The organism is Burkholderia sp. COPS (genome assembly GCF_019425585.1).
GTDB classification, from domain to species: Bacteria; Pseudomonadota; Gammaproteobacteria; order Burkholderiales; family Burkholderiaceae; genus Burkholderia; species Burkholderia cepacia.
The window spans coordinates 49843-72840 of record NZ_WIXR01000010.1 but is presented as its reverse complement, the minus strand read 5'-3'; the positions used below and the strand labels follow the sequence as shown (position 1 = coordinate 72840).

General features: G+C 62.3%; 30 protein-coding genes, 1 tRNA gene and 1 pseudogene. 24 read left to right on the top strand and 8 right to left on the bottom strand.

Annotated elements, in window-relative coordinates; genetic code table 11:
* Window positions 1-56: 56 nt before the first annotated feature.
* Genes FOZ70_RS08675 through FOZ70_RS08665 form a run of 3 tightly spaced genes read left to right on the top strand, consistent with a single transcriptional unit; the run spans window position 57 to window position 2088 of the window.
* Window positions 57-554, top strand: coding sequence for a heme-degrading domain-containing protein (locus tag FOZ70_RS08675; RefSeq protein ID WP_111997536.1), 498 nt, complete (start codon window positions 57-59; stop codon window positions 552-554).
* A 3-nt stretch (window positions 555-557) separates the two neighbouring features.
* Window positions 558-896, top strand: coding sequence for a multidrug efflux SMR transporter (locus FOZ70_RS08670; protein WP_021161565.1), 339 nt, complete (start codon window positions 558-560; stop codon window positions 894-896).
* Between the two features lie 31 nt (window positions 897-927).
* Window positions 928-2088, top strand: a complete 1161-nt coding sequence (locus FOZ70_RS08665; protein WP_059858331.1) for an enoyl-CoA hydratase/isomerase family protein — start codon at window positions 928-930, stop codon at window positions 2086-2088.
* A gap of 109 nt (window positions 2089-2197) precedes the next feature.
* On the opposite strand, the gene FOZ70_RS08660 is transcribed toward FOZ70_RS08665, so the two are convergent.
* Complete coding sequence (locus FOZ70_RS08660; protein ID WP_006484223.1) at window positions 2198-2626, bottom strand: hypothetical protein; 429 nt, start codon at window positions 2624-2626, stop codon at window positions 2198-2200.
* Window positions 2627-2966: 340 nt separating this feature from the next.
* Here FOZ70_RS08660 and ssuD point away from each other — a divergent pair, with 340 nt between their 5' ends.
* The 9 genes from ssuD (at window position 2967) to FOZ70_RS08615 (ending at window position 8708) form a co-directional block, all read left to right on the top strand.
* Window positions 2967-4124: an FMNH2-dependent alkanesulfonate monooxygenase gene (gene ssuD / locus FOZ70_RS08655; RefSeq protein ID WP_027787631.1), complete on the top strand. Its 1158-nt coding sequence runs from the start codon at window positions 2967-2969 to the stop codon at window positions 4122-4124.
* Between the two features lie 17 nt (window positions 4125-4141).
* Window positions 4142-4954, top strand: a complete 813-nt coding sequence (gene ssuC, locus FOZ70_RS08650) for an aliphatic sulfonate ABC transporter permease SsuC (RefSeq protein WP_021161567.1) — start codon at window positions 4142-4144, stop codon at window positions 4952-4954.
* Complete coding sequence (locus FOZ70_RS08645; protein WP_048020682.1) at window positions 4951-5910, top strand: ATP-binding cassette domain-containing protein; 960 nt, start codon at window positions 4951-4953, stop codon at window positions 5908-5910. The genes ssuC and FOZ70_RS08645 overlap by 4 nt, the downstream gene beginning before the upstream one ends.
* A 57-nt stretch (window positions 5911-5967) precedes the next feature.
* Window positions 5968-6183 carry a TOBE domain-containing protein gene (locus FOZ70_RS08640; RefSeq protein WP_006476104.1) on the top strand — a complete coding sequence of 72 codons (216 nt, stop codon included), beginning with the start codon at window positions 5968-5970 and terminating at the stop codon, window positions 6181-6183.
* 139 nt (window positions 6184-6322) lie between these two features.
* Entirely contained in the window at window positions 6323-6520 is a 198-nt protein-coding gene (locus FOZ70_RS08635) for a hypothetical protein (protein ID WP_027787628.1), read from the top strand.
* A gap of 55 nt (window positions 6521-6575) precedes the next feature.
* Window positions 6576-6821 carry a hypothetical protein gene (locus tag FOZ70_RS08630; protein WP_011351864.1) on the top strand — a complete coding sequence of 82 codons (246 nt, stop codon included), beginning with the start codon at window positions 6576-6578 and terminating at the stop codon, window positions 6819-6821.
* A 130-nt stretch (window positions 6822-6951) separates the two neighbouring features.
* Window positions 6952-7938 carry a tRNA dihydrouridine(20/20a) synthase DusA gene (dusA, locus tag FOZ70_RS08625; RefSeq protein WP_244113278.1) on the top strand — a complete coding sequence of 329 codons (987 nt, stop codon included), beginning with the start codon at window positions 6952-6954 and terminating at the stop codon, window positions 7936-7938.
* A 59-nt stretch (window positions 7939-7997) separates the two neighbouring features.
* Window positions 7998-8073, top strand: a tRNA-His gene (locus tag FOZ70_RS08620).
* Window positions 8074-8204: 131 nt separating this feature from the next.
* On the top strand, window positions 8205-8708 hold the full coding sequence (locus FOZ70_RS08615; protein WP_146774197.1) for a hypothetical protein: 504 nt from the start codon (window positions 8205-8207) through the stop codon (window positions 8706-8708).
* On the opposite strand, the gene FOZ70_RS38005 is transcribed toward FOZ70_RS08615, so the two are convergent.
* Together FOZ70_RS38005 and FOZ70_RS08605 are read right to left on the bottom strand one after the other, a co-directional pair.
* A complete protein-coding gene (locus FOZ70_RS38005) occupies window positions 8705-9826 on the bottom strand; it encodes a hypothetical protein (RefSeq protein ID WP_111997538.1) in 1122 nt (373 codons plus the stop codon). The two genes, FOZ70_RS08615 and FOZ70_RS38005, sit on opposite strands and share 4 nt — an antisense overlap.
* 2 nt (window positions 9827-9828) lie before the next feature.
* Window positions 9829-9984 carry a hypothetical protein gene (locus FOZ70_RS08605; RefSeq protein ID WP_175904043.1) on the bottom strand — a complete coding sequence of 52 codons (156 nt, stop codon included), beginning with the start codon at window positions 9982-9984 and terminating at the stop codon, window positions 9829-9831.
* Window positions 9985-10254: 270 nt separating this feature from the next.
* On the opposite strand from FOZ70_RS08605, the gene FOZ70_RS38000 reads away from it, so the two are divergent.
* Complete coding sequence (locus FOZ70_RS38000) at window positions 10255-11784, top strand: hypothetical protein (RefSeq protein ID WP_258025580.1); 1530 nt, start codon at window positions 10255-10257, stop codon at window positions 11782-11784.
* Between the two features lie 410 nt (window positions 11785-12194).
* Here the strand turns inward: FOZ70_RS38000 and FOZ70_RS08595 are convergent, their stop codons facing one another.
* Window positions 12195-12998, bottom strand: a complete 804-nt coding sequence (locus FOZ70_RS08595; protein ID WP_175904045.1) for an SGNH/GDSL hydrolase family protein — start codon at window positions 12996-12998, stop codon at window positions 12195-12197.
* A 99-nt stretch (window positions 12999-13097) separates the two neighbouring features.
* On the opposite strand from FOZ70_RS08595, the gene FOZ70_RS08590 reads away from it, so the two are divergent.
* Both FOZ70_RS08590 and FOZ70_RS08585 read left to right on the top strand, forming a co-directional pair.
* The gene (locus tag FOZ70_RS08590) at window positions 13098-13280 is read left to right on the top strand and encodes a hypothetical protein (protein WP_111999192.1); all 183 of its coding nucleotides are present in this window, start codon (window positions 13098-13100) and stop codon (window positions 13278-13280) included.
* Window positions 13273-13772 (top strand): annotated as a pseudogene (locus FOZ70_RS08585) (lysozyme). Before FOZ70_RS08590 ends, FOZ70_RS08585 begins: the two are co-directional and overlap by 8 nt.
* A 28-nt stretch (window positions 13773-13800) precedes the next feature.
* Here the strand turns inward: FOZ70_RS08585 and FOZ70_RS08580 are convergent.
* On the bottom strand, window positions 13801-14334 hold the full coding sequence (locus FOZ70_RS08580; RefSeq protein ID WP_208450921.1) for an Arc family DNA-binding protein: 534 nt from the start codon (window positions 14332-14334) through the stop codon (window positions 13801-13803).
* Window positions 14335-14578: 244 nt separating this feature from the next.
* Here FOZ70_RS08580 and FOZ70_RS08570 point away from each other — a divergent pair, with 244 nt between their 5' ends.
* The 3 genes from FOZ70_RS08570 (at window position 14579) to FOZ70_RS08560 (ending at window position 16422) form a co-directional block, all read left to right on the top strand.
* On the top strand, window positions 14579-14845 hold the full coding sequence (locus FOZ70_RS08570) for a hypothetical protein (RefSeq protein WP_146774288.1): 267 nt from the start codon (window positions 14579-14581) through the stop codon (window positions 14843-14845).
* Entirely contained in the window at window positions 14845-15759 is a 915-nt protein-coding gene (locus tag FOZ70_RS08565) for a phage antirepressor KilAC domain-containing protein (protein WP_219705562.1), read from the top strand. The genes FOZ70_RS08570 and FOZ70_RS08565 overlap by 1 nt, the downstream gene beginning before the upstream one ends.
* 276 nt (window positions 15760-16035) lie before the next feature.
* Window positions 16036-16422 carry a hypothetical protein gene (locus FOZ70_RS08560; RefSeq protein ID WP_146774289.1) on the top strand — a complete coding sequence of 129 codons (387 nt, stop codon included), beginning with the start codon at window positions 16036-16038 and terminating at the stop codon, window positions 16420-16422.
* A gap of 250 nt (window positions 16423-16672) precedes the next feature.
* Here the strand turns inward: FOZ70_RS08560 and FOZ70_RS08555 are convergent, their stop codons facing one another.
* Window positions 16673-17425 carry a VUT family protein gene (locus FOZ70_RS08555; RefSeq protein ID WP_258025579.1) on the bottom strand — a complete coding sequence of 251 codons (753 nt, stop codon included), beginning with the start codon at window positions 17423-17425 and terminating at the stop codon, window positions 16673-16675.
* A 451-nt stretch (window positions 17426-17876) separates the two neighbouring features.
* On the opposite strand from FOZ70_RS08555, the gene FOZ70_RS08550 reads away from it, so the two are divergent.
* Entirely contained in the window at window positions 17877-18392 is a 516-nt protein-coding gene (locus tag FOZ70_RS08550; RefSeq protein WP_059588164.1) for a GNAT family N-acetyltransferase, read from the top strand.
* A 69-nt stretch (window positions 18393-18461) separates the two neighbouring features.
* Here FOZ70_RS08550 and FOZ70_RS08545 read toward each other — a convergent pair whose 3' ends face one another.
* The gene (locus tag FOZ70_RS08545; protein ID WP_059484527.1) at window positions 18462-18932 is read right to left on the bottom strand and encodes a hypothetical protein; all 471 of its coding nucleotides are present in this window, start codon (window positions 18930-18932) and stop codon (window positions 18462-18464) included.
* A gap of 325 nt (window positions 18933-19257) precedes the next feature.
* On the opposite strand from FOZ70_RS08545, the gene FOZ70_RS08540 reads away from it, so the two are divergent.
* Together FOZ70_RS08540 and FOZ70_RS08535 are read left to right on the top strand one after the other, a co-directional pair.
* Window positions 19258-19680 (top strand): hypothetical protein, encoded by a 423-nt coding sequence (locus FOZ70_RS08540; protein ID WP_219705560.1) that lies wholly within the window; start codon window positions 19258-19260, stop codon window positions 19678-19680.
* A 211-nt stretch (window positions 19681-19891) separates the two neighbouring features.
* Complete coding sequence (locus FOZ70_RS08535) at window positions 19892-20518, top strand: hypothetical protein (RefSeq protein WP_059588168.1); 627 nt, start codon at window positions 19892-19894, stop codon at window positions 20516-20518.
* 420 nt (window positions 20519-20938) lie between these two features.
* On the opposite strand, the gene FOZ70_RS08530 is transcribed toward FOZ70_RS08535, so the two are convergent.
* A complete protein-coding gene (locus tag FOZ70_RS08530) occupies window positions 20939-21691 on the bottom strand; it encodes a DUF695 domain-containing protein (RefSeq protein ID WP_059588170.1) in 753 nt (250 codons plus the stop codon).
* 26 nt (window positions 21692-21717) lie between these two features.
* On the opposite strand from FOZ70_RS08530, the gene FOZ70_RS08525 reads away from it, so the two are divergent.
* The 3 genes from FOZ70_RS08525 (at window position 21718) to FOZ70_RS38515 (ending at window position 22964) form a co-directional block, all read left to right on the top strand.
* On the top strand, window positions 21718-22161 hold the full coding sequence (locus FOZ70_RS08525; protein ID WP_155637675.1) for a VOC family protein: 444 nt from the start codon (window positions 21718-21720) through the stop codon (window positions 22159-22161).
* 47 nt (window positions 22162-22208) lie between these two features.
* Complete coding sequence (locus FOZ70_RS08520; protein WP_048020799.1) at window positions 22209-22517, top strand: phosphatidylserine/phosphatidylglycerophosphate/cardiolipin synthase; 309 nt, start codon at window positions 22209-22211, stop codon at window positions 22515-22517.
* A 204-nt stretch (window positions 22518-22721) separates the two neighbouring features.
* A complete protein-coding gene (locus FOZ70_RS38515; RefSeq protein ID WP_081052453.1) occupies window positions 22722-22964 on the top strand; it encodes a hypothetical protein in 243 nt (80 codons plus the stop codon).
* The last annotated feature ends 34 nt before the right edge of the window (window positions 22965-22998 follow it).

Sequence of the window (22998 nt, the reverse complement as noted above, 5' to 3'; positions counted from 1 at the left end):
GCCGCGCGCGATCGCATCGGCGCCGTTGCAACTCTCATTACTGCATCGACGGATTCATGGACATCGCTCACGATCTGCAATCGATCGGCGCGCAGGAACAGGCGCTCGTGTTTCCCCATTTCGACCCGGCCCGTGCGTGGGCGCTCGGCAACCGGATGCATGCGCTCGCGGCGTCTCGCGGCCATGCGGTCGCGCTCGACATCGTCACGTTCGGCCAGCCGCTGTTCTACGCGGCGCTCGCCGGCGCGACGCCCGACAACGCCGACTGGGTGCGCCGCAAGCGCAACGTCGTCGCGCATTTCCGCCGCAGCTCGTACGCCATCGGCCTGCGCATGCAGCAGGCGGGCGCGACGCTGGCGGACAAGCACGGGCTGCCGATCGCCGAATATTCGGCGCACGGGGGTTCGTTTCCGCTGACCGTCGCCGGCGCCGGCGTGATCGGCTCGATCACCGCGTCCGGGCTGCCGCAGCGCGGGGATCACGAATTCGTCGTCGAGGTGCTGTGTGCCGAGCTCGGCCACGACTACGCCGTGCTGGCCCTCGCAAGGAGCTGAGCGATGCAGCTTCCCGGTTACGCATGGCTCGCGATCGCGATCGTCGCGGAAGTGGTCGGCACGTCCGCGCTGCGCGCGGCGGACGGCTTCACGCGCTTCTGGCCGTCGGCGCTCGTCGTCGCCGGCTACGGCATCGCGTTTTACTGCCTGTCGCTCACGTTGCGCACGATGCCCGTCGGCATCATCTATGCCGTCTGGTCGGGTGCCGGCATCGTGCTGATCACGCTCGTCGCGATGCTGCTCTATCGCCAGGTGCCGGACCTGCCGGCCGTGATCGGCCTCGGCCTGATCATCGCGGGCGTCGTCGTGCTGAACCTGTTTTCGAAGATGCAGGCGCACTGAGCGTGCGACTGCCATTTGCCGGATGGCCCTCATGACCGATTCCACCTCCACTTCCGCAGCCGGTTCCGCCGAATCCGCCCAGCCCGACGTACGCGCGTATGTCGCGAACCGCATCGGCTTTCTCGAACTGAACCGCCCAAAGGCGCTGAACGCGCTGTCGGTCGGCATGATCAGGCTGATGCAGCAGGCGCTCGACGCGTGGCGCGACGATCCCGAGGTCGTCGCGATCGTCGTGCACAGCCCGCATCCGCGCGCGTTCTGCGCGGGCGGCGACGTGCGCTTCTTCCATGACGCATGGCAGCGCGGGGACCGCGATGCGGTCGATACGTTCTTCATCGACGAATACACGCTGAACCACGCGATCTTCACCTATCCGAAGCCTTACATCGCGCTGATGCACGGCGTCGTGATGGGCGGCGGCATGGGCATTTCGCAGGCGGCGCGGCATACGGGCGGCCTGCGTGTCGTGACCGACTCGACGAAGATGGCGATGCCGGAAACGCGTATCGGCCTGTTCCCGGACGTCGGGATGAGCTGGTTCCTCGCGCGCACACCCGGCGCGATCGGCCGCTATCTCGCCGTGACCGGCGCGACGCTCGACGCGGCCGGCGCGCTGTACGCGCAGCTCGCCGACGTCTATCTGCCCGATGCCGCGCTGCCGGCGCTGCTCGACACGCTGCGTCATGCGCGCATCGACAGCGGCGCGCAGGCCGTCGCGTGCGTAGCCGAAGCGGCCGCCGCACACAAGGTCGTGCCGACGCCCGACACGTCGGCGCTGGCCGACGCGCGCGCGGGGATCGACCGGCATTTCGCGCAGCCCGACATCGGCGCGATTCTCGCGTCGCTCGACGCCGAGCAGGATTGCGCGGCCGTCGACGGATGGATCGAGAAGGCGACCCACGCGATGCGCGAACAGTTGTCGCCGCTGTCGATGGCCGTGTCGCTCGAAGTCGTCGAACGTGCACGCGGCGCGACGATGGCCGATTGCCTGCGGCGCGATCTCGACCTCACGCGCTCGACGTTCGCGCGCGGCGACGTGATCGAAGGGGTGCGCGCGCTGATCGTCGACAAGGACCACCAGCCGGTCTGGCGCTTCAAGTCGTCCGCCGATATCGATCGTGCAGACGTGCTCGCGATGTTCGACAGCCCGTGGACACCTGACACGCATCCGCTGCGGAATCTGCAGGACTGACGTCGGGCCGACCGACGCGCGAGCCGGAAACGAAAAGGCCGCCTGCAGGTGCAGGCGGCCTTTTGCATGGATGTCGACCGCCCGGCGGCCGAAGGGCGTAGCGTCCGCGTTACTCGTCGCCGGCGTCGTCCGACATGAACGCGCGCATGAACACGAGCGCGCCGAAGCCCCACACCGCGTTTGCCGCGAAGCCGGCGGCGAGCACGGGCATCATGTTGCCCGACGGCCAGATCCCGCGCAGCGGATCGATCGCGAACACGCGGGCGGCCGTCAGCACGATGCCGCCGAACACCAGCGCGCCGATCCACGATGCCTCGCGTTCCGGCGAGACGCGCAGCAGCCACGCCATCGGGATCGCACAGCACGCGCTGATCAGCGCATTCGCGACAAATTCAGGAATGCCGAGCGGCGCGAACGGCTGCGTGGAGAAGCCGGTTGCGGCGATCAGGTCGGCCGTATGAAGGAGTGCGAGCGTGGCTTCGCGGAAGAACAGGGCGGCCAGGAAGCCGGACAGGAATGGCAGGATGACTTTCTGCATCGATGAGTGCACCGCAGGCGCGCACGGCCGGGGCTGTACGCGCGGAGTTATTCGGATAGGTGCGCCATTATAGGGCCCGCTCGCGGTGATATTCGCTCCAGCGTCGTGCTAATCACGAAAGCGGAAAACCTAAGCTCAAAAAAATCGTTCCAAAGCCCTGTACCGATCCCTAGACTGATTTCCCAGAAACAGCCGTGCAATCGCGTCCTCGCCCGCTGCACGGCCTGACCGGCGAACCATCCCGATTCGAACGCACACCATGCATGCGCCGCTGATCCGCGACGCGAGCAGGGCGGTGTTTTTTCAAATTCCGGCAAGGACAGTCAAGCAGGAGCAGCAGATGAATGTGTTCTGGTTTATCCCCACGCACGGCGACAGCCGCTATCTCGGTACGGCCGAAGGTGCACGCGCCGCGGATTACGATTACTTCAAGCAGGTGGCGGTTGCGGCCGACACGCTCGGCTACGAGGGCGTGCTGCTGCCGACCGGCCGTTCCTGCGAGGATGCGTGGGTCGTTGCGTCGAGCCTGATCCCGGCGACGCAGCGGCTGAAGTTCCTGGTCGCGATCCGTCCCGGTATCGCGTCGCCCGGGCTGTCGGCGCGGATGGCCGCGACGTTCGACCGTCTGTCGGGCGGACGCCTGCTGATCAACGTCGTGACGGGCGGCGATGCCGCCGAACTCGAGGGTGACGGCCTGTTCGCCGATCACGACACGCGCTACGAAATCACCGACGACTTCCTGAACATCTGGCGCGGGCTGCTGTCCGCGTCGCACGACAACGGCGGGTTCGACTACATCGGCAAGCACCTGCAGTCGAAGGGCGGCAAGGCGCTGTATCCGCCCGTGCAGCGTCCGCATCCGCCGTTGTGGTTCGGCGGTTCGTCGCCGGCCGCGCATCAGATCGCGGCCGATCACATCGACACCTACCTGACCTGGGGCGAGCCGCCCGAGGCCGTCGCGAAGAAGATCGCCGATATTCGTGCCCGCGCGGAAGCCCGCGGCCGCAAGATCAAGTTCGGGATTCGTCTGCACGTGATCGTGCGCGAGACCGAGGACGAAGCATGGCGCGACGCGGAGCGCCTGATCAGCCGCCTCGACGACGAAACCATCGCCCGCGCGCAGAAGGCGTTCGCGAACATGGATTCGGAAGGCCAGCGCCGGATGGCCGCGCTGCACGGCGGCAAGCGCGGCGGCCGCGAGACACTCGAGGTGTATCCGAACCTGTGGGCCGGCGTCGGCCTCGTGCGCGGCGGCGCGGGTACCGCGCTCGTCGGCAATCCGGAGCAGGTCGCGGAGCGCATGCGCGAATACGCGGATCTCGGCATCGAAACCTTCATCCTGTCCGGTTATCCGCACCTGGAGGAGTCGTACCGTTTCGCGGAACTCGTGTTCCCGCTGATCAAGGGCAACGGCGCGGCGAAGGCGACCGGCCCGCTGTCCGGCCCGTTCGGCGAGATCGTCGGCAACAGCTATCTGCCGAAGGCAGCCCAGAGCTGAGTGACAGGAGGCCTGCGATGACAACGAAAACGTCGACGACGGGCGCGGCCCTGGCCGCCCGCGCATGGCGCGGCGTCGCGCCGTGGCTCGTGCCGCTCGCGCTGCTGGTGGCATGGGAAGTCGGCGCCCGCGTCGGCTGGCTGTCGACCCGCGTGCTGCCCGAACCCGTGGCGGTCGTGCGAGCGGCCTGGTCGCTCGTGACGTCGGGGGAAATGTGGGCGAACGTGAAAGTCAGCACATGGCGCGCACTGTTCGGTTTCGCGATCGGCGGCGGTGTCGGCCTCGCGCTGGGGCTCGCGACCGGCTTGTCGAAGGCGGCCGAGGTCGCGCTCGATTCGACGATCCAGATGATCCGCAACATCCCGGCGCTCGCGATGATTCCGCTCGTGATCCTGTGGTTCGGCATCGACGAGAAGGCGAAGCTGTTCCTCGTCGCGCTCGGGGTGTTCTTTCCGGTCTACATCAACACGTACCACGGGATCCGCTCGGTCGACGCCAACCTGATCGAGATGGCGAAGAGCTATGGCGTGCGCGGCTTTGCGCTGTACCGCGACGTGATCCTGCCCGGTGCGCTGCCGTCGATTCTCGTCGGTGTGCGCTTTGCGCTCGGGCTGATGTGGGTGATGCTGATCGTCGCGGAAACGATCTCGGCGCAGTCGGGCATCGGCTACATGACGATGAATGCGCGTGAATTCCTGCAAACCGACGTGGTGGTGGTCGGCATCCTGCTGTACGCGGTGCTCGGCAAGCTGGCCGACGTGCTGGCGAAATGGCTCGAGCGTGTGACGCTGCGCTGGCACCCGGCTTATCAATCAGGAGCAAAGGCATGAATGCGACGACTTCGGCGGCCGCCTACGGCCCGCTTGCCGGCGCAGACCTCGAGGTCGAACTGGCGCAGGCGCGTGTCACGGACGGCGACGCGCGGGATGCGGCGATCCTCGACCGTGACGGCAGTGCGTCCATCGTTCCGCTCGCACGGCGGCGGGCAGGAAGCCCGGTACCCGACGACGCGGTGACGCTGTCGGGTGTCAGCAAGCGCTTCGGCGCACGCACGGTGCTCGACGACGTCGAGCTCGGCATCGCACGCGGCAGCTTCGTCGCGATTGTCGGCCGCAGCGGCTGCGGCAAGTCGACCCTGCTGCGTCTCGTCGCCGGGCTCGAGCAGCCGAGCAGCGGCGCGCTCGTGACGCGTGGCGAAGGCGGCGGCGTGCTCGACACGCGGATCATGTACCAGGATGCGCGCCTGCTGCCGTGGAAGACCGTGCTGCAGAACGTGATGCTGGGCCTCGGACGCGGCGCGCGCGACAAAGCGCGCGCGGTGCTCGACGAAGTCGGCCTGCTGGAGCGTGCGAACGACTGGCCCGCGCAACTGTCGGGCGGCCAGCGGCAGCGTGTGGCACTGGCCCGCGCGCTTGTTCACCGGCCGCAACTGCTGTTGCTCGATGAGCCGCTCGGCGCGCTCGACGCGCTGACCCGCATCGAGATGCATGCACTGATCGAGCGGTTGTGGCGTGAGCATCGGTTCACCGCGCTGCTCGTCACGCACGACGTGCAGGAGGCCGTCGCGCTCGGCGATCGCATCCTGCTCATCGAGCAGGGGCGCGTGGCGCTGGATCAGCCGGTGCCGCTCGACCGGCCGCGCGCCCGCGCATCGGCCGCATTTGCGGCGCTGGAGGACCGCGTGCTGAAACGCGTGCTCGCCGGCGGGCCCGGTACGGATGCACCGGGCGAGGTGCACGAGGCAGACAACGTTCGACCGGTCGGGCAGATCCGCTGGGCCGTTTAAATCCGGGCGGCAGCGGCCGCCCGTTCTGAGATCTTTTTCTTCGGAGCGATCAACCTGATGAGCATCACTGCAATCAACGTACGTAACCAGTTCAAGGGCAAGGTGAAGGAGATCATTCGCGGATCCGTGGTCTCCGAGGTCGACGTCGAGACGCCGTTCGGCATCGTCACGTCGGTGATCACGACCCGTTCGGTCGACGAACTCGAACTGAAGGTCGGCGCGGAAGTCGTCGCGCTCGTGAAATCGACCGAAGTATCGATCGCACGCCTCTGAGCGTGTGTCCTGCGCCGGTGCGCCGCCGCGGGCAGCCTGCCCGTTGGCGCCGCCCGGCATTTGCGCGGCGCGTTTGCCTTGGTATTCGACTTCCGGACGAAGTGCTAGGATGGAGCGACACCGATGCCGGAGGCCACGCATGACCCCCATCCTTTCCCCCGAAGCCATCGAGGCGCTGAAATGGATCGACCAGTTCGGCGAAAGCCGGCCGGTTCCCGCTGCGTTCGACGACGTCGTCTACGCGTTGCTGAACGAGGGGCTGATCTATCAGGCGGCGGCCGACCGGGTCGACCTGACGGCCGATGGCAAATCCTTTTTGTCCGACGAATACGATTGAGCGCACGGCGCCGGCCGCGCGGGCGGCCTGGTGCTGCGTCGCCACGGAGCGTGCGATGGAACCGAGAGGCAGCGACCTCGGCGATTTCAGCGAGCCGTACCGCGGCTTCGAGATCGAGGTGAAGACCGAGCAGGTCTGGGACGGCGAGCATGCGCATTACCGCGTGCTGCAGGGCGATGCCGTGCGGATCGACTGGCGGCTCGTCAAGGTGGACGGGATCCTGCTGACCGAGCGACGCGTGATCGAGCGCGTGCTGGACGAGGCGCGGCGGGCGGTCGATGCGGAGCTGGGCGAGGGGTAGCGTGCATGCCGGGCTGGCCAGCCCGCTGTTGCGGTAAAATGCCGGGTTGTTTCCGCGCCGCCTGGCCTGTTGCCCGAAATCCATGTCCGTACCGTCCTCGCTTCCTCCCCGCCGCGTATCCGTCGCGCCCATGCTCGACTGGACCGATCGTCATTGCCGTTCGTTCCACCGGACGCTGACGCGCGATACGTGGCTGTATACGGAAATGATCACGACGGGCGCGCTGTTGTTCGGCGATGCCCAGCGACATCTTGCGTTCACGCCGAACGAATCGCCGGTCGCGCTGCAGTTGGGCGGCAGCGAGCGCGACGATCTTGCGCGCGCGGCGAAGCTCGGCGAGCAGTGGGGCTACGACGAAATCAACCTGAATTGCGGATGTCCGTCCGAGCGTGTGCAGCGCGGCGCGTTCGGCGCGTGCCTGATGAACGAGCCGCAGCTCGTCGCGGACTGCGTGAAGGCGATGCGCGATGCGGTGTCGGTGCCGGTCACGGTCAAGCACCGGATCGGTGTCGACGCGGTCGAGGACTACGCATTCGTGCGCGACTTCGTCGGCACGGTGGCCGAGGCTGGCTGCGAAACGTTCGTCGTGCATGCACGCAATGCGATCCTGAAAGGGTTGTCGCCGAAAGAGAACCGTGAGATCCCGCCGCTCAAGTACGACTATGCGTATCGGTTGAAGCGCGATTTTCCTTCGCTCGAGATCGTCATCAACGGAGGCATCACGACGCTCCACGAGGTTGCGCAGCATCTCGAGCATGTCGACGGCGTGATGCTCGGCCGCGAGGCGTATCACAACCCGTACGTGCTCGCGGAGGTCGATGCACGCTTCTATGGGTCGACCGCAGAGACGCCGACGCGCGAAGAGGCCGAGGCGAAGCTGATCGAATACTGCGCGGCCGAACTGAAGCGCGGCACCTACCTCGGCGCGATCGTGCGGCATGCGCTCGGACTGTATCGCGGCATGCCCGGTGCACGTGGCTGGCGTCGTGTGCTGTCGGACAACAAGAAGCTCGCACGCGGCGATCTGGCCGTGTTCGACGAGGCGCGCGCGCATCTGAACGAGGCCGAAGAAGTTTTTGAAAAAAAAGCTTTGCAAGATTCAAAAGTGTTCGTATAATCTTGTTCTTCGCTGCTGAAACACAAAAGCAGCGAAGAACAAAAAAAGCAGTAACAGTGGTGGCTGTAGCTCAGTTGGTAGAGTCCAGGATTGTGATTCCTGTCGTCGTGGGTTCGAGTCCCATCAGCCACCCCAACAAATTCAAGCACTTGCAGCAGAATTACGCTGACGTGTTACAAAATTTGGAAGATCCGATTCCAGATTTTGGAAGATAAAGAAACGAAAGCCCGCCGATGAGCGGGCTTTTTTGCGTCCCGGGGAACAGCATGTCGCTTTTGGATACCACAATTTTTTCGCCGGCTTGGTGGCTGTCGTCGGCAATTGGCGTATTAGTCCTTGGCATGATTGGGATGTATTTGAAGGACGTCCTGGACAAAGTAGCGCGATCGCTATGGGGGCACTGGAGGAACCGCAGCGACAAGGTGCGAGAAGCATTCGCGGCTGATGTGGCTGCGCTTCGCAGAAGCTCAGATCTGCGGCAAGCGTACTTCCAGAACGAGATGCGTTATCGACATCGAGCAACGATGTCGATGGTGCAAGTTACAGCCTCCTTGCTCATAATGATTGCCTGCTTTGCAGTAACCACGCTTGCAAAGCATGGTGTCCTCCCGCTTAGTTCAACCGGACTAATCGTAACTAGAGTATTTGGAGCGATCACTGGCCTGATGGGATTGGTCGCAAGCATGTCGGCAACATTTGAGAATTTTCGATTCGCGAGCTTGAATGCGCGCCTGGACGCTGCTCAGGAATCTGAACAGAAAGTCGACTAACGCGTCGCACGCACTTTTCTCTGTCGTCGGCGATCGTACGTCTTCCGGACCATGCGTTCGTCGGCATGGCCAGTCGCATCGATAATTCGGTCGTCGCCTTCCTCCTGACGATCAGTCACGGCCGCCGGGCGCATGTCGCGCAGCGCGAACCGTTCGAACGGGACGCTTCGCTCCTGCGCCTCCTTCTCGCAATAACCCATCAACCGTGACCAGTTCGTGTTCCAGCCGCTGCGCGTGTACACCTGGCCGGCAGTGTTCCCGAACACGTGAACGCTCGACGTGCGCTGCAGCGCGAGCGCCTCGTCGATCACGGCCTTCAGCTCGGGCGACCACAGCACGAGCTTCACGCGCTGCTGCTCGCCGGCCTTGCGCTTTCCGATCGGCACCTCGACGCCTTCGGGCCGGATACTCTGGCGGTGCAACTCGCGCATCTCCGTCGGCCGGCTGACGGTCAGGTAGGCGGCCTTCACGCATAGCGCGAGGATCAGGTACGCTGAACTCGGGTGCTGGTCGCCGACGCTCCGGCGCGACCGCGCGACTTCCACTGCCAGATCGATCTCGTCCTGACGCACATACCGCTGGCGCGGCCGGGTGGGGTTGTACTCGATGCCGCGGCACGGATTCGTTTCGAGTTCGCCACGACGCCGGCCATATTCGAGGACCGCGGACAGGAGGGCGATTTCCTTGTTCGCCTTCGCAGGCGCGCCGAGCTGCGCACGTTTATCGAGGTAGCCGTAGACGTGCTTCGGCTTGATCGCGGCCGGCGCCATCTTCCCGAAGACCTTGACCAGGCGCTTCGACTCGACGCGGTTCTCGTCTAGGGTGGACTGGGCCTTGCGGCGCTCGTCGGTGTGCGGCAATCCGTCCTGCCATTCGAAGTATCGCACCACGAGCGCCTCGACCGTTCCCGGCTCTATCGCGTTCCCGTTGAGCGCCTCCGCGCGCTCGATCGCCTGCTTGCGGATCTCGGCGAGGGCTTCCTTGTTGTGGGCCGGGGCCGACAGGCGGAATGCCCATCTGCCATTGGGCAGCTTGTAGCCGAAGCTGACCTTGTGTTTCCCGTAATGGGCGTAGAGCCGGAAGGGCAACCCGTCCGGGCGTTTCCGTCGTCCGATCATGATTACAGTGCGGCGAAGTTCGGTTCTTCTGACGCGGCGGTGCGGTGCCGGCGCGCGGGTGTTGTGGGGGCGGTCCCGTTCATGCGGGCGTCATAGTACTCGCGCGCGACGAGCGGTACGCCGGCGATGTTGACCGCGAACTCGGTCGACGATGGCACGACGGCCGCGCTCCTGGCAAACCTGCAGGCAGCGATCAATGCGGCGGGGATCACGGCTCCTCAGTTCGACAACAGCACGAGGCTGGCGACGACAGCGTTTATTCAACGTCAAGGGTTGAAGGCCAGCGGATTCGTGGTCTATACGCGACGGCTACATTGCCGGCCTCGGTATGCGGTGCCGTGATCTATACGGGTGGCCCGTCGGCATTCACGCTAACGTTGCCGCCCGCCTCAGCAGTTCCTGGCGGTGCCCGAATTGAGGTCTATAGTATGGCCAGCGCTGGGGTTACGTTTTCCGCGCAGGGTTCGGGCACTATCTCGGCGACAGGATCTAAAACCATCGTCCTGAACGCCGGCGACACCATGGCGTTGCAGTCGAACGGGATCGACCATTGGGAACTGGTCGGCGGCTCGGTAGCGCTTCTGTATGCGGCTGTGATGGCAGGCGCGAACTGGAAGACGCCGCCGCAATTCGACAGCTCGGGGAAGCTCGCGACGACCGCATTTGTCCAGCAGTTGGGTGCGAATTTTCAGGCGCGCAAGTACGTCAATGGGTCTGGCACACTCGCGGCGTCCGACACGGGATCGTGGATACAGGCGGGCGGAAATGGGCCATCTACCATCACTCTGCCGGCACCGACTGCGTTCAATCTCACGTATACGATCACGAACGTCACGAATAACAGTACGGCGGTCACAATCGCGACTTCCTCGGCGAACATCTACAACCAAACCATGGGAGCACCAACGTTTTTGATTGACGTGGGGGCAACTGTTGAGCTGGTCTCGGACGGGTCGAATTGGACGGTAATCTCGCACTACACGCGCAGCCCGATTGCGCAGTCGCCGGCGCAGTTCGACAACAGCTCGAGGCTGGCGACGACGGCGTTCGTGCAGCAGGCCCTCGGCAATTATCGTTCCCCGAGAGGATATGTTGGCAACGCTACCCCGAGCGCCATTGACATCGGGGCGATGATTACTTGGGACGGCAATGGCACGTTGACGTTGCCGGATGCAACCGCCGTTCCTGGCGGATCCGCAATCCGTGTGTTCAAGTACGCCGGGCCGATTGCTTCCGTTCTTGCGGAAAATAAGCCTGGGCAATTGAATGTGCCTACTAGCGGGGCCGACACTTACACGTTCGCTGTCGGTGTGTACGGTTTCTTCGAGCTGATTAACGAAAGTGGTGTGAAGTGGGATGTGGCCGGAGAGCTGTTCAACCAGTTTGGAACGACTGCTGCTGCTGGAGATAACAGCACGAGGCTGGCGACCACCGCATTCGTGCAGCGAGCAAGTGGCGCCGTCGTCGGCTCGATGCGCAACGCCGCAATGGGCGTCCCTGTGGCGAGCGCATCGGCGACGTTCACCGCCGATGAGGTTGTCGTCGAAACAGCGCTCGGTGGCGCGGCATTCCGGATCGCCAACTTCAACAAGACGATCAACCTCGCAACCACTGGCGCGGAGAGCATGGACACCGGTTCGGCACCGGCGTCGGGCTTTGTGGCGCTCTACGCGATCTACAACCCGACTACGCAGGCATCTGCGCTGCTCGACACGAACGCTACGTCGTCAGCGGCACCGAATGTGTACGGTGGTGCAACCATGCCGTCCGGCAATACCGCCTCGGCGCTTGTCAGTGTCTGGCCGACGAACCCGAGTGGGCAGTTTGTCGTTGGGCTGCAGCTCGATCGTGAAGTCGGGATAGGGAACAACACCGTCCTCTCAACATCGACGGCTCAGGCATCGTTGACGTCTTTTTCGGCGGCAGCTGCGTTGCCTCCCAATGCACGATTTTGCTGAGGGGACTATACGATCTCGTCGTCATCGGCAGGTGCGGGAACAAATGGTGTCGTATGTGGAAGCTCTATTGAAGTCGGTCCTGTGGCCATTGGCACGACGAGTCCAACAGCAAGTGGTTCCTTGACAACCTCATTTCCGAAAATCCCAATTGTGACTCCTCAAACGCTTTACTATCGCGCAGGCGTGTCCGCCGGGACATTGAACTTCGTGGTCAATGTCTGCGCATATTCATTCTGAGGAACATATGAAAATCAATGTCACTTTCTCTGACGAAGCCGAAACGACTATCGTCGCTTCCTTCGGACGCGCACAAGATATTGAGGTGTGACCTCATCGAGGATTCGTTGATGAAACGGACTCCCGATGGATCTCGTATGCTGCTCAGTTTCCATCGGGAGTAATCGAATTGGTTAACGACCAATGATCGATTCCACGATCGGCTCGACAACGGAGAATGTCTGTTTGGCTTTGATTCCGTAGAGCTGATCGTCGGGATGCGCGCAATCAGTCATCATGTTTTTCCAATCCGGGGTTGTCTGATCAAACTCGAATTGGGCGACGAGCGGGGCATTTTGAAGTGCAGCTTCTGACCGAAGTGCCTCGACATACTGAATGATCGTGCCGGGATCGGGCTGCTTGCAGGTGGGGTTGGGTTCCTGTAGTACCACGATCTTCCCTGCGTCTCGGGCGGTCTGGATGAGGTATCCGAGAATCTTCGCGTACTCGCTCGGCGATGCCTCATAAGCCCCAGGCTGTGGAGCTTTCCAGTAGTAGAAGTCGTTGAGCGCGAAGTTCAACAATACTACCTGGGCCTTCGATTGCTCCATCTGGATTTTCCATTCCGGATGTTTCCCGTCAGTTCCCGAGAGGAGCTGAAATGCTTGCGTTCCGCCGACGCCTTCGTTTTTTACGGTGATAGACGTTCCGAAGCGCTGCTGAAGAAGGGCTTGCAGCTGCGCAGGCTCACTGTTTTGCGTAGTCGTCAAAACTCCGTCGATAGTTTGGGCGCCGAGCGTAGTGCTGTCGCCATATGCCTCGATCAGCACGGATTTTTGCTCCTGCGTGACGGGAGTTGCAGCATAGGCCGATGATCCATCACCGCCACCACAAGCTGCGCAAGACAGGAGCAGTGCAGAAAGTATTGAGCCAACAAAGCCGCGTGCCATTAATTCTCTCAAGTCGTTATTTTTGAATGACAAAAAAATACCTGACATGGTCTTTCTCCGTTGGAACTGGCGCATGTAAAGGCCGACTATGGGCGTAACGAGTTATTACCAGTCGTCTTCGGACGGCTTTTTCATTACGGGGGCTCGATGAAGAGCGAGGTCGTTGCGAGCGCAGCAAAGGCTGTGCCGGCGGTCGGCGGCAATCTCTGGTTATGGCTTACGAGCCACGACATCAACTGGTGGGTAGCCGTCGCGACCATCGCGTACATCGAGCTGCAGGCGTACTACCTGGTCAAGAACAAAGGGGAGAGGGCATTGCTCGATGGTTAACGTTCCGAAGAAGACGCTTGTCAGCGTTGTAGGGGCTGCTGCGGCAGCCCTTCTTTTTTCCATGGTCCCGAAATTCGAGGGATTCGAGCTCGTCGCGCGGCCCGATCCGATCAGGATCATCACGGCGTGCAACGGCGACACGAAGGATGTGCACGCCGGGCAGCGATTCGCGCCGGAGGAGTGCCGCGCGCGCCTCGAACAGCGGCTCATCGAGTACGCCGAGCCGGTACTCAAGTGCACGCCGGGCCTGAAGGGGCACACGAACCAGCTTGCGGCTGCCGTGAGCTTTGCTTACAACGTGGGCGCCGGTGCGTACTGCGGTAGCACGACGGCGAAGCGGTTCAACGCCGGTGACTGGAAGGGCGCGTGCCGCGCGATGAACGGGCGGACAACGGGCGGCCGCAGTGGGTGACGGCCGGCGGCCGAGTGTTGCCTGGACTTGTGAAGCGTCGTGCGCAAGAGCGGGAGCTTTGCGAAAGGAGCGGTGACTAGTCAGTGTAGGAGATCGCCACCTGTGGAGTCAGTCGCTAGGGCGTTCCACTTTAGTTTGTACCAGTGCTTGAAGAGCCTGATCGAGCGTCTCGTCAATCTCGCAACCATGTATCGTCGAATTTGCGAAGTTGCGGAGGGCTTCGAATACCGGATCGCTACTTTTAATTTTGTTGGGGACCATCTCTAGGGCGAAGCGAAGGAACAGAGACTGTGCATTTGCCGCCCACTTTGAGGCTTTGATCTGTTCTTTCAGCGCATTGTTCTCAGCCTTCGCTAGGTCCAACTCATGACTTAACCCGGTCATTTGAGGGCCATAAACCATGGCACGTGCGCCTCGTTGTTCGAGGGTTGCACTCAATCTCGTCACGATCTCCGCGTTGAGTGACCGCTTGGAGCGGGCGGAAGCTGCCTCAAGCTTCTCTTTCAGGTCAATCGGCATGCGAATGTTTACTTGTGGGTCTGTGCGCGCCATCGCCTGCTCTCCAAAAAATACTTGCGCGAGTGGTAGCACCGTACTACTATCGATCCGTGCTAGCACAATGTTAGCACGCAAATAGGACATTTCGTCCTATTCCTTTGATGCGAGAGGATTTGTGAAAGGTGCAAGGCAGATGCCCGGCGTGCTTGTGAAGATGCCGCCAGCATTGAAAGAGCGGATTCAGTTTGCAGCCGCAAATTGCATTTGCAGCATGAATTCCGAGATCGTTCGAAGGCTATTCGGGAGTCTTGAAAAAGAAAACGCCCAACCGGCGGCAACCGGTCAGGCGTTGGTGACGCAGTGAACCCCTAGCAAAGGAACAATGGTCATGAGACATGATAGCACTACATCGGGTATTGGCAAGGTTCAGCAGGCCCGACCGCTCGAACGGCGCGTGGTCGACCTGTCGAGCATGATGGACAACCAGGTGCGCTACATGCGTGCGCTGTTCATCGCGATCAAGGCCACGGCAGGCGAGTCGTCGAAGGTCGCAGTCGATCTGGCGGCGCTCGGCCAGTTCGTCGCCGAAAACACCGAGGATCTGTTCGACGCGGGTTGTGCGGACGTCCTGTCGGTCAGCCGCGAGGTGCACTGATGAACGCGCTCATGATCACTGGCGTTGCCATTCGTAACGACGCCGAAGGCCGGTACTGCTTGAACGATCTCCATCGCGCGGCCGGCGGGGAAAGCAAGCATCAGCCCGCGTTCTGGATGCGGAACGCGCAAGCCCAAGCTCTGATTGGGGAGGTCAGGGCCTCTGCAAATTTGCAGACCCCCGTCGAGACAGTGAATGACGGGGTGAACAACGGGACTTACGTCGCGAAGGAACTGGTCTACGCCTACGCCATGTGGATCAGCCCAGCGTTCCACCTGAAGGTGATCCGAGCCTACGACGAAATGGTATCGGGTGCTCAGGTCGCGACGCCGCCGCTTCCGAATTTCGCGAACCCGGCCAAGGCGGCGCGTGCATGGGCCGAGCAGTTCGAGCAGCGAGCGGTGCTCGAGCATCAGAAAAAGGAACTCGACGCCAAGGTGGCCGAGCAGGCTCCCAAGGTCGAGATGCTCGGGCGGATCGCCGAGGCGGAGGGCTCAATGTGCATCCGTGATGCCGCGAGCACGCTCCAGATGCAGCCGAGCAAGTTGACCGCTTGGCTGCACGCGAACGGATGGATCTACCATCGCGCCGGCAAGTCCGGGTGGCTCGCGTATCACGACAAGCAGCAGGCTGGCTATTTGGTTCACAAGAGCACACCCTACACCGACCGAGTAACTGGCGACGAGCGCGTCAGCGAGCAGGTGCGCATTACGATGCGCGGGCTCACGAGGCTCGGAGAGCTGGTGCCGCGCGATCAAGGCCGGATGCGGCGAGCATCCGGATCACCGAGGCCGTTCTCCAAGATTGAAATGGTCCGAAGAAATCAGGCAGGTCATAGACATGCCGCGTGTTGTACGGAGGGGGTGTGTCTTACTTCGTGCAGTCGAATATTGCGGTGCCGGGAATCCGAGTGAAGGAACGCGGCCGCGCCAATGTGCCGAAAGGAGCGGGCGGTCAAATTTTCGGTTGTGTTTTGCGCGCGCTGTTGGCGGAGCGGCGTTCTACGGTAAATTGACGGGCTCCACAGGATTTGGAATTCGAGGCTTCTCGGGGAATCCATGCGGTCAAAGAGTAAACCCGTTGCCCAGACAACGGAACGGCAAACCGATTCAAGGCCAAAGATTACGGGCATGACGACTCTCAGGGTAGTGAGGGCGTCGTTTTATCTGATCGCTGGAGTCGCGCCGGCGATGCCCCTGCTGATCTTGTCGTGGCTCGTGTTTATCCTTTTTTTGCTGAATTGGACCGTGGATTGGCCTATAGCGTGGTCTTTCCTTTTTTCCAACGCAGGCGGCATCGGCTTGCTTCTCGCAACTTGCGTTTTGCCGCAAAAGGCACCGATCAAACACATTGCGGGAGTCAGCGCTCTCTTGATCTGCGGGAGCGTCGTCAGCTTCCCGTCGGCCATTGCCTCGTTTGAAAAAATCGTCGATAACCACCGAATCGGTTATCACATGCACCCGGTGGATTTTGGTGACTTTGCCCTCATCGCGTGCAACGCCGTGGCGATCGTGTATCAGCTGGAAGTGCTTGCAACGCTGCTTGTAAGACGCTTGGCCAGGGTTCTCGCCCGATAGGTTCTGATTCGCGTCATCCTCGCAACGTCATCGCGCTGTTTCCCTTTCTTGAGCAGGTGAGTCGGGCGCTGAAGCTGCCACAAGATGCGGGATGCGCGACGACCTTCATCTATCAAAACGTCGTCGCCGCTATTCGGACGGCAAGCGCATGACGATTGGGTATGGCGCGACAGATCGGGATTGTTGCTTTTGGGCGTCCGGCCAGACGCGCATTCGAACGTAGCGAATGCCGTGAAAATCAAACCTGTCCTCAACGATCGACCACATTGCTCGCGATTCCCGCCTGAGCCGATCGAGTGTTTCGAAACACCACCCACGACCACAAGGCACCGCCAGCCACCTTGGCGACGAACTGCAGCGCGGCGATCGCCGGAAACACAGCCCCGAACGCAATAAGCGGAAAGATGATGGAGTCGACAGCCGCACCCGCGACGTTCGCGCCGTTTGCGCGCGCCAGTATCGGAAAGCGGCGCGCGAGTTGAAACACGATTGCGCTCGCCACGGCTGCCGAACCGAACGCCACCAGGGACGCGACGGCGATTTCCTTGGCGGCGGGATTGAGTGCGTAACTGACGACACCGGCGGCTGCGATCAACGCAAACATTCGCGACCAAAGCGCGCGGCCTCGCCAATCGAGGTGGAGCCGGTCTCGAATCGCGAGATCGAGGCCGATCAGCAGGAACGCGATGATCGGTGTTGCAGCCGGCCCGAAATGAGCGACCATCAGGTTGGCGACGGCGACCGCTGCGATATAGATCAAGACGTACATGATTCCCCTGCGGTAAAGAGTGCGCGCTGCGTCGATTCGGAGCCGAAGTTTGCCATACATGGCCGATTGAACGGACGGGCGCTCCGCCAGGCGCAAGCCAGATCGAACAGCGCGTGATTGACGGAAAGCCAGGGTTGAGCGCGACAGGATATCGCCACTATGCCGCCGGTATTCGTCAATCCATCGTCGACGCGAGATTGTATGGCCGTATTCAGTCGACGTGATGTTGCGCAAGTTGCGCAATTTCCTTTTTCGACTAAGGTTCTCGCTTCCGGTGCCGTTATCTTTCCTGGACAGCCCTCGTGCCTCGAATGCTGATCCGTTTTCTTGCCTGCTCGCGTTTCGCGTGAGCAGGCTTTTTTCGTTTATGGCGGAATGAGACAGGGACTTGGCGCGAGCCGACAGCGCGCAACAGTCTTACATTGGTGTAACGTATCGACTTCCTCGTGCCCTCATGCTTTGCAGGGCCGTTCGATCCCGACAACCAATGACAGTGTCGGGATTTTTTTTGCCTGGGCCTCGTTGTATTGGCAACGAGCTGCAGCGGTGCATGAACCCGGCATGGCGTCCGGCAGACAATCGCTGACCCGATCGCGTCAGCTGTGACGGAGGCGAACGCCTCTAAGCGGTATATTTTGCGGCGAGACGTCCCGATCGAGAGAGCAAGTGGAAGGAGTGACCACCGATGCCGGAAACCCGTACCACGCTGCGTGACGCGACAGCGCAAGACGCACAGCACATCGCTCGCCTGCACACGCTGAGCTGGCAAACTGCATACAGCCATATCTTGCCGGCGACCTACCTGTCCGACGAGGTGCCGACGGAACACGCGGCCCGGTGGCGGCAATATTTCGATCGCACCGAAAACGAGCGGGGCCTGGTGCTGATCGCCGAGGCGGACGGCGAGCCCGTGGGTTTCGTCAGTGCCGAGCGCCCCGTCGATCCGGCGCTGGGCGTGCTGCTCGACTGCCTGCACGTCCATCCTTCGCATCACGGAGGCGGCACCGGCAAGCTCATGATCGAAGCCGTCCGTGCATGGGCGCGAACGCTCGGCGTGCACCAGGTCCATCTGAAGGTATTGGCGGGCAACGAGCGCGCGATCGGTTTCTACGAGCACAACGGATGGCAACTGGCGGGTATCGAAACGAGCCGCATCGGCCAGACGGAAGTCACCGACCGGATCTATGCGATACAGGCCTAGCCGCCTGGCCACATTCGAGCGAACGGCCGCATGATGCGCGGCCATCGCCGGGCGAAAGCCGAACGTACTTCACGGTGACTCGCCGCAGTACTGCACGAGCAAATCGGCTTCCGTCTCGTGCACTTCGACGGGCAGGGTCGTTGCACCTGCATAGGCAAGATAGCGCGCGCGATGCTGGCCGTTCCGGAACGACGCGACGCCGACCTTCGACAGCCCGGGGATGCCGAGCAGCGTTCGTGTTCTCGTCTCGCGAAACGTGATGTACGGCATGTCCGGAATCCTGTCCTGTTCAGGATCGAGGAATTCGCGAATGCCCGCGGCTTTTCCCGGTGGCCAGTAAAGAACAGACGGCAACACGTAGTCCGTCGTGTCCCGGTCGGCACATGCCAGCAGTTTCGTCAGGTCGATCGTCACGACCCGGTGTCGCGTATCGTCGCACGAGAATACCCGCTTGAGGTGCGTATAGGCATAGGGAGTGTGCCCGGGAATCTGGACAATCCAGACCTCTACGCCATTCTGTTGTGCGCGGGCGAGTGCCATTTTTTCCTCTGGTATTGCAAGCGGTCGTCTTGGCCGGAGTTTAGCAGTGCGATCGCGATGGCGAAGCAGGGCAATACCCGGAACAGGAAAGCGCGGTGACTGGCAGCAGAACCGAACCACGAGCGAAAGCGCCGAGGGGAATGGTGGGAAAATCGAGTACAGTCATGTGTCGGCGATCGTTATCGACAGGTTATGAGAATATCGTGATCCCGCCAGCGGGAATGAGCCGTCGCGCGAATTTCATGCAGAATTCACACTGTGTCGCGAAACCCGGCAAGCGCGGATGATCACAAGAACAGAGAGGGCGGATTGACCGGAGAAAACCATGTCGTCGAAACTTGAGATCGAATATCTCGATTACTGTTTCACCGCGACGCTCGAAATCAGGGAGTCCGGTCGGACGGGCGTTGTCGATTGGCATCTCGAATCCGGTTCGCGAAGCAAGACGCTTGCGTGGATCGTATTCGACCGTTATCTCGAGCGGAGTGATTTCGCGGATGAAGAGGATGCGCGTGCCAATATCGTCGACTGGCTGGAACGGCTGGCCGCCTCGGGATCGGGTGTTTCCGCCCAGATGACGAAGGTGAATGGGGTCGCTGCCGGCGCGGTGGCGGCGGGCGCGTCGACTGCGTCGAACGCTTCAACTTCATCGACCACATCGACTGCCGAAATGGTCGGCGAAACCGTCATCGACATCGCAGGCGATCTCGACTGGATCGAGATGGTTGCCGAATGGTTTTTCAACTGACCGGTATGAGGACGAAACCCGGTGTCATGACGCGCGGGCTCTTGTGTTCGAGAAACATGGTTTCAAAAAAGAGACGCAGAAAAAATGAAGCCGGAATCGTGTCGATCGGAAAAATAGAATAAACCTGCTTTGACAGCCACCGCGACTTGCCGGAGACTTGCCCCGGGCCTGAAAATATCCGCTTGCATTAAAACAAGATCAAATTCCAGACATGAAAAGAAGGGCGCTGCTGACGGCGGGCGTGATCGTTGTCGCCGCCGGCCTGACAGGCTGCACGGCAATGCTGTTCGAAGATGGCCGATACGAAGAGACGGTCGACCGATTCCTCGTCAGCGAGGACGGCAAGAAATTCGTCGTGCTCGGCGAGAAATATCACTACATCTTCGATATGCCCGAGCATCTCGGTGCCGTGCTGGCATCGCCCTACCGCAAGTCGATCAACGCGTCGCTCTATGGATTCGTCGCGCAGGGCAGCAAGATCTCGGGCAAGTTCCGGCTCCAGCTCCGTCGCGCCGATATGACCGACGAGGGCTGGGACCGCGCGCTGGAGGACGGCTTCACGAAGCGCGGGAGCAGCGATCTGGAGATGAAGGGTGAACTGGCCGGTTCGCGTTATCTGGCCGATGGCTTTGCACAGGGCAAGACGTGGTCGTCGTTTGCGCATTCGTACAAGATCGACGTCACCGACCGCATCACCACGGCGGGCAGGGCCGTGCGCGTGCTCGCGACCCCCGTCACGCTCGCGGCCGACGGCGTGATGATGATCGGGGCGGTGGTGTTGTCGCCTGTCATCGTGGTGTTGCTCGCGCCGGTCGCGGGCGTCGCGCTCGGGCCGTGACGCGATCCGCGCGGCACGCGAGCGTGCCGGTTGCCGCGGCATCGTCACCAAATGGTGAGTTGCCGCACAGATCGTTGCGCGGCCGGCGCTCACAATCTGGCCGGTTGACCGTTCTTCCCCGGCCCGGTCAACCATTTCCCCGCTCGCTCGCGCAGGAGCGGGGGCTTTTTGCCCGTCCGACGCCGCAAGGCCGCGTCGGCGGAACCGGACAGGCGTTCGGCGGGCAGCGCAATCGCACCGGTTGCGTGCCCTGCATCCGATCGCCTGGTCCGCACGCATCGCTTTCCTCGTGCCTGAGCGAACCCTCAGGCCCATCGCCGGTTTCGGCCGGTGATGCCTTGGTCCCGGCGGCGCGCATCAATGCCGCCGGGATGTTTTTTGCGCCGGATGCGGTGCATCACGTCACTTGCGGCGGGTAGGTCAACCCGCTCGGCCAGCCTGTTCGACGCTGGTTTCCCATCCGTCGTATTCCCCTCCGAACGAATGTACCTCGCGATTGATCGCGACCGTATGGCGTGTGATGTCGGCCAGTGCCATGGTGCCCTCGTGCGAGAACCGTACGGCCGACTTGCCGTCCTCGGTAGGGGCGACCGACTCGACCGGATAGCCTTTCGCTTCGGCCCAGTCCGCGAACTGATGTGCGTCGCTCTGGTCGGGGAAGTACGCCCAGTGCATCACGCGCCGGCTGACATCGCCGGCGTCGCCTTTCTTCCGCAATTCGTCCAGCACGCGCATGTCGCGCATGATCTGCCGGTCGTCGTCGGTCGGGTAGAGCGTCTGCCAGTACGCTTCCTTGTCCGGATCGTCCTGGTGCGCGTACTGCAACGCGTAGGTCGTCTGATCGGCCAGCGCGTCGATGATCTCCGCCGCAGCCTCTTCGTCGAGCGATACGTAGAAAAGGAAATCCCGATGCCCGTCGACGGTGATGCGGCCGACCTGCACACCACCTTTCGCCGTGATCGCGGCGTCCAGCAGGTCCTCGATCTTCGCGAGACCGGCGAATTCGTCGCCGGTCGGCAGGCCTTCCGGCGTCGGATGCGCAAAGGGGACGCGCACGCTGAGCAGCGACGTGCGCGGATCGCCTTCCGCGATTTCCGCAAAGTCGTGGTTGAAGCTGATGAAAGCCTGATGGTCGCCCATTCTGGCAGGGAAGGTTCCCCAGGCGTCGGTCATGTGTTTCTCCCGTGCACGATTGTCTGTTGACGGTTGTAAAGCATCCCAATGTATCATCGAAAATCGCGTTGACCGGAGGGGCGCACATGATCGCGAGTCTGGGCATCCTGGTGCCGGTCGAAGACGATCGCTTTCGGGCGGTGGTGGATTTCTACCGTCTGGCGCTTGCGCTGCCGGTTCACTCCGAAGGCGTGTCGGCTGCGGGGAATCCGTGGCACCGCTTTGTGATCGGCGGAGCAACGCTGACCGTTCACACCGGCAGCGGCGGCAGGTTTCCGTATCCGGAGTTTCGACCGACCGGCCATGGCATTGCGCTGGCCGTCGAAGTCGCGCACGTGTCGGAAGCCGTCGCACGGCTCGAGTCGTGCCGCGTCGGCATCCTGAACGAGTGGGACTACGGCGACGGCACGGTTGCGATTTCCGTGGCGGACCCGGCGGGAAACGTCTGCGAGATCTGGGGCCGTCCGTGACCGTGCCTCGGTACGGCGGGCCGCAAAAATATTCGAAGGAGATGCCGATGTCGATGTTTGCGGTGAATGGTGTGCGAATCGATCCGCTCAGCGCGCGCGTGACGCACGTGCGCTGGGCGGCCGTGAATCCGTCCGACCGGTCGTGGGCGGCGACGCCTAGCGAGGCGCCGGTGGCGGACGTGGCGCGCGCGCTCGCGTCCGGCAACGATGTCCGCGCAATCTTTTCGGCATCGGACGCCACCGCGATCGGGCCCCGGCTCAAACGCGTGCTGTATCGCGATGCATCGGAAGGCATCGAGCTCGACATCGATGCAACGAACGAATCGCGCACGTTGCGCGATCTGCCGCAAATCTGACCGAAGGGGCATGCGCCGTCGCTAGCACGTGTCGTCGCATGAATGGCGGCACCTGGCCGAACGGTCGCTCGCACGACGTGGATCACGAGGAGTAGTATTGGACGATCGTCATGCCGCATGGCCGGTCGTGCCGAACGGTTTGACGGTCACGCGATCTTCAGCGAGCCGTTACCGGAAGCGAACTTCGCAAACGCGTACGAGATCATGTCCAGATCCCTCATCGCTCCGTGGGCGTCCGCGCTTTGTCTGGCGCTGTCGGCTTGCCAGACGGCGTCCGAGCCGCCTCCGCTGCCGTCGCCCGACACCGCGTCGGCAGCCGCAGCCGTTCCGGCGTCGTCGCCCGCCGCGCCGATCCGTGGCATCGGCCTGGCGCCTCATCTGGCAGGGCAGAGTCATTGGGCCACCGGTCAATGCACGACCAACGGCACCGTCAAGGTGTGCAACTGAATATGGCCGGTGCCGGCCGGGCACTGCCCGTTCC

Excerpts from the sequence above, each read along its gene's own strand:
- FOZ70_RS08665 (WP_059858331.1), top strand. The coding sequence starts at position 928 with ATGACCGATTCCACCTCCACTTCCGCAGCCGGTTCCGCCGAATCCGCC.
- FOZ70_RS08540 (WP_219705560.1), top strand. The coding sequence starts at position 19,258 with ATGTCGTCGAAACTTGAGATCGAATATCTCGATTACTGTTTCACCGCG.
- FOZ70_RS08530 (WP_059588170.1), bottom strand. The coding sequence starts at position 21,691 with ATGACCGACGCCTGGGGAACCTTCCCTGCCAGAATGGGCGACCATCAG.
- FOZ70_RS08535 (WP_059588168.1), top strand. The coding sequence starts at position 19,892 with ATGAAAAGAAGGGCGCTGCTGACGGCGGGCGTGATCGTTGTCGCCGCC.
- FOZ70_RS08670 (WP_021161565.1), top strand. The coding sequence starts at position 558 with ATGCAGCTTCCCGGTTACGCATGGCTCGCGATCGCGATCGTCGCGGAA.
- FOZ70_RS08570 (WP_146774288.1), top strand. The coding sequence starts at position 14,579 with ATGAGACATGATAGCACTACATCGGGTATTGGCAAGGTTCAGCAGGCC.
- FOZ70_RS08545 (WP_059484527.1), bottom strand. The coding sequence starts at position 18,932 with ATGGCACTCGCCCGCGCACAACAGAATGGCGTAGAGGTCTGGATTGTC.
- FOZ70_RS08595 (WP_175904045.1), bottom strand. The coding sequence starts at position 12,998 with ATGTCAGGTATTTTTTTGTCATTCAAAAATAACGACTTGAGAGAATTA.
- FOZ70_RS08645 (WP_048020682.1), top strand. The coding sequence starts at position 4,951 with ATGAATGCGACGACTTCGGCGGCCGCCTACGGCCCGCTTGCCGGCGCA.
- FOZ70_RS38515 (WP_081052453.1), top strand. The coding sequence starts at position 22,722 with ATGTCCAGATCCCTCATCGCTCCGTGGGCGTCCGCGCTTTGTCTGGCG.
- ssuC (WP_021161567.1), top strand. The coding sequence starts at position 4,142 with ATGACAACGAAAACGTCGACGACGGGCGCGGCCCTGGCCGCCCGCGCA.
- FOZ70_RS08560 (WP_146774289.1), top strand. The coding sequence starts at position 16,036 with ATGCCCCTGCTGATCTTGTCGTGGCTCGTGTTTATCCTTTTTTTGCTG.
- FOZ70_RS38000 (WP_258025580.1), top strand. The coding sequence starts at position 10,255 with ATGGCCAGCGCTGGGGTTACGTTTTCCGCGCAGGGTTCGGGCACTATC.
- FOZ70_RS08630 (WP_011351864.1), top strand. The coding sequence starts at position 6,576 with ATGGAACCGAGAGGCAGCGACCTCGGCGATTTCAGCGAGCCGTACCGC.
- FOZ70_RS08635 (WP_027787628.1), top strand. The coding sequence starts at position 6,323 with ATGACCCCCATCCTTTCCCCCGAAGCCATCGAGGCGCTGAAATGGATC.
- FOZ70_RS08550 (WP_059588164.1), top strand. The coding sequence starts at position 17,877 with ATGCCGGAAACCCGTACCACGCTGCGTGACGCGACAGCGCAAGACGCA.
- ssuD (WP_027787631.1), top strand. The coding sequence starts at position 2,967 with ATGAATGTGTTCTGGTTTATCCCCACGCACGGCGACAGCCGCTATCTC.
- FOZ70_RS08640 (WP_006476104.1), top strand. The coding sequence starts at position 5,968 with ATGAGCATCACTGCAATCAACGTACGTAACCAGTTCAAGGGCAAGGTG.
- FOZ70_RS08590 (WP_111999192.1), top strand. The coding sequence starts at position 13,098 with ATGAAGAGCGAGGTCGTTGCGAGCGCAGCAAAGGCTGTGCCGGCGGTC.
- dusA (WP_244113278.1), top strand. The coding sequence starts at position 6,952 with ATGCTCGACTGGACCGATCGTCATTGCCGTTCGTTCCACCGGACGCTG.
- FOZ70_RS08615 (WP_146774197.1), top strand. The coding sequence starts at position 8,205 with ATGTCGCTTTTGGATACCACAATTTTTTCGCCGGCTTGGTGGCTGTCG.
- FOZ70_RS08520 (WP_048020799.1), top strand. The coding sequence starts at position 22,209 with ATGTCGATGTTTGCGGTGAATGGTGTGCGAATCGATCCGCTCAGCGCG.
- FOZ70_RS38005 (WP_111997538.1), bottom strand. The coding sequence starts at position 9,826 with ATGATCGGACGACGGAAACGCCCGGACGGGTTGCCCTTCCGGCTCTAC.
- FOZ70_RS08580 (WP_208450921.1), bottom strand. The coding sequence starts at position 14,334 with ATGTCCTATTTGCGTGCTAACATTGTGCTAGCACGGATCGATAGTAGT.
- FOZ70_RS08565 (WP_219705562.1), top strand. The coding sequence starts at position 14,845 with ATGAACGCGCTCATGATCACTGGCGTTGCCATTCGTAACGACGCCGAA.
- FOZ70_RS08660 (WP_006484223.1), bottom strand. The coding sequence starts at position 2,626 with ATGCAGAAAGTCATCCTGCCATTCCTGTCCGGCTTCCTGGCCGCCCTG.
- FOZ70_RS08675 (WP_111997536.1), top strand. The coding sequence starts at position 57 with ATGGACATCGCTCACGATCTGCAATCGATCGGCGCGCAGGAACAGGCG.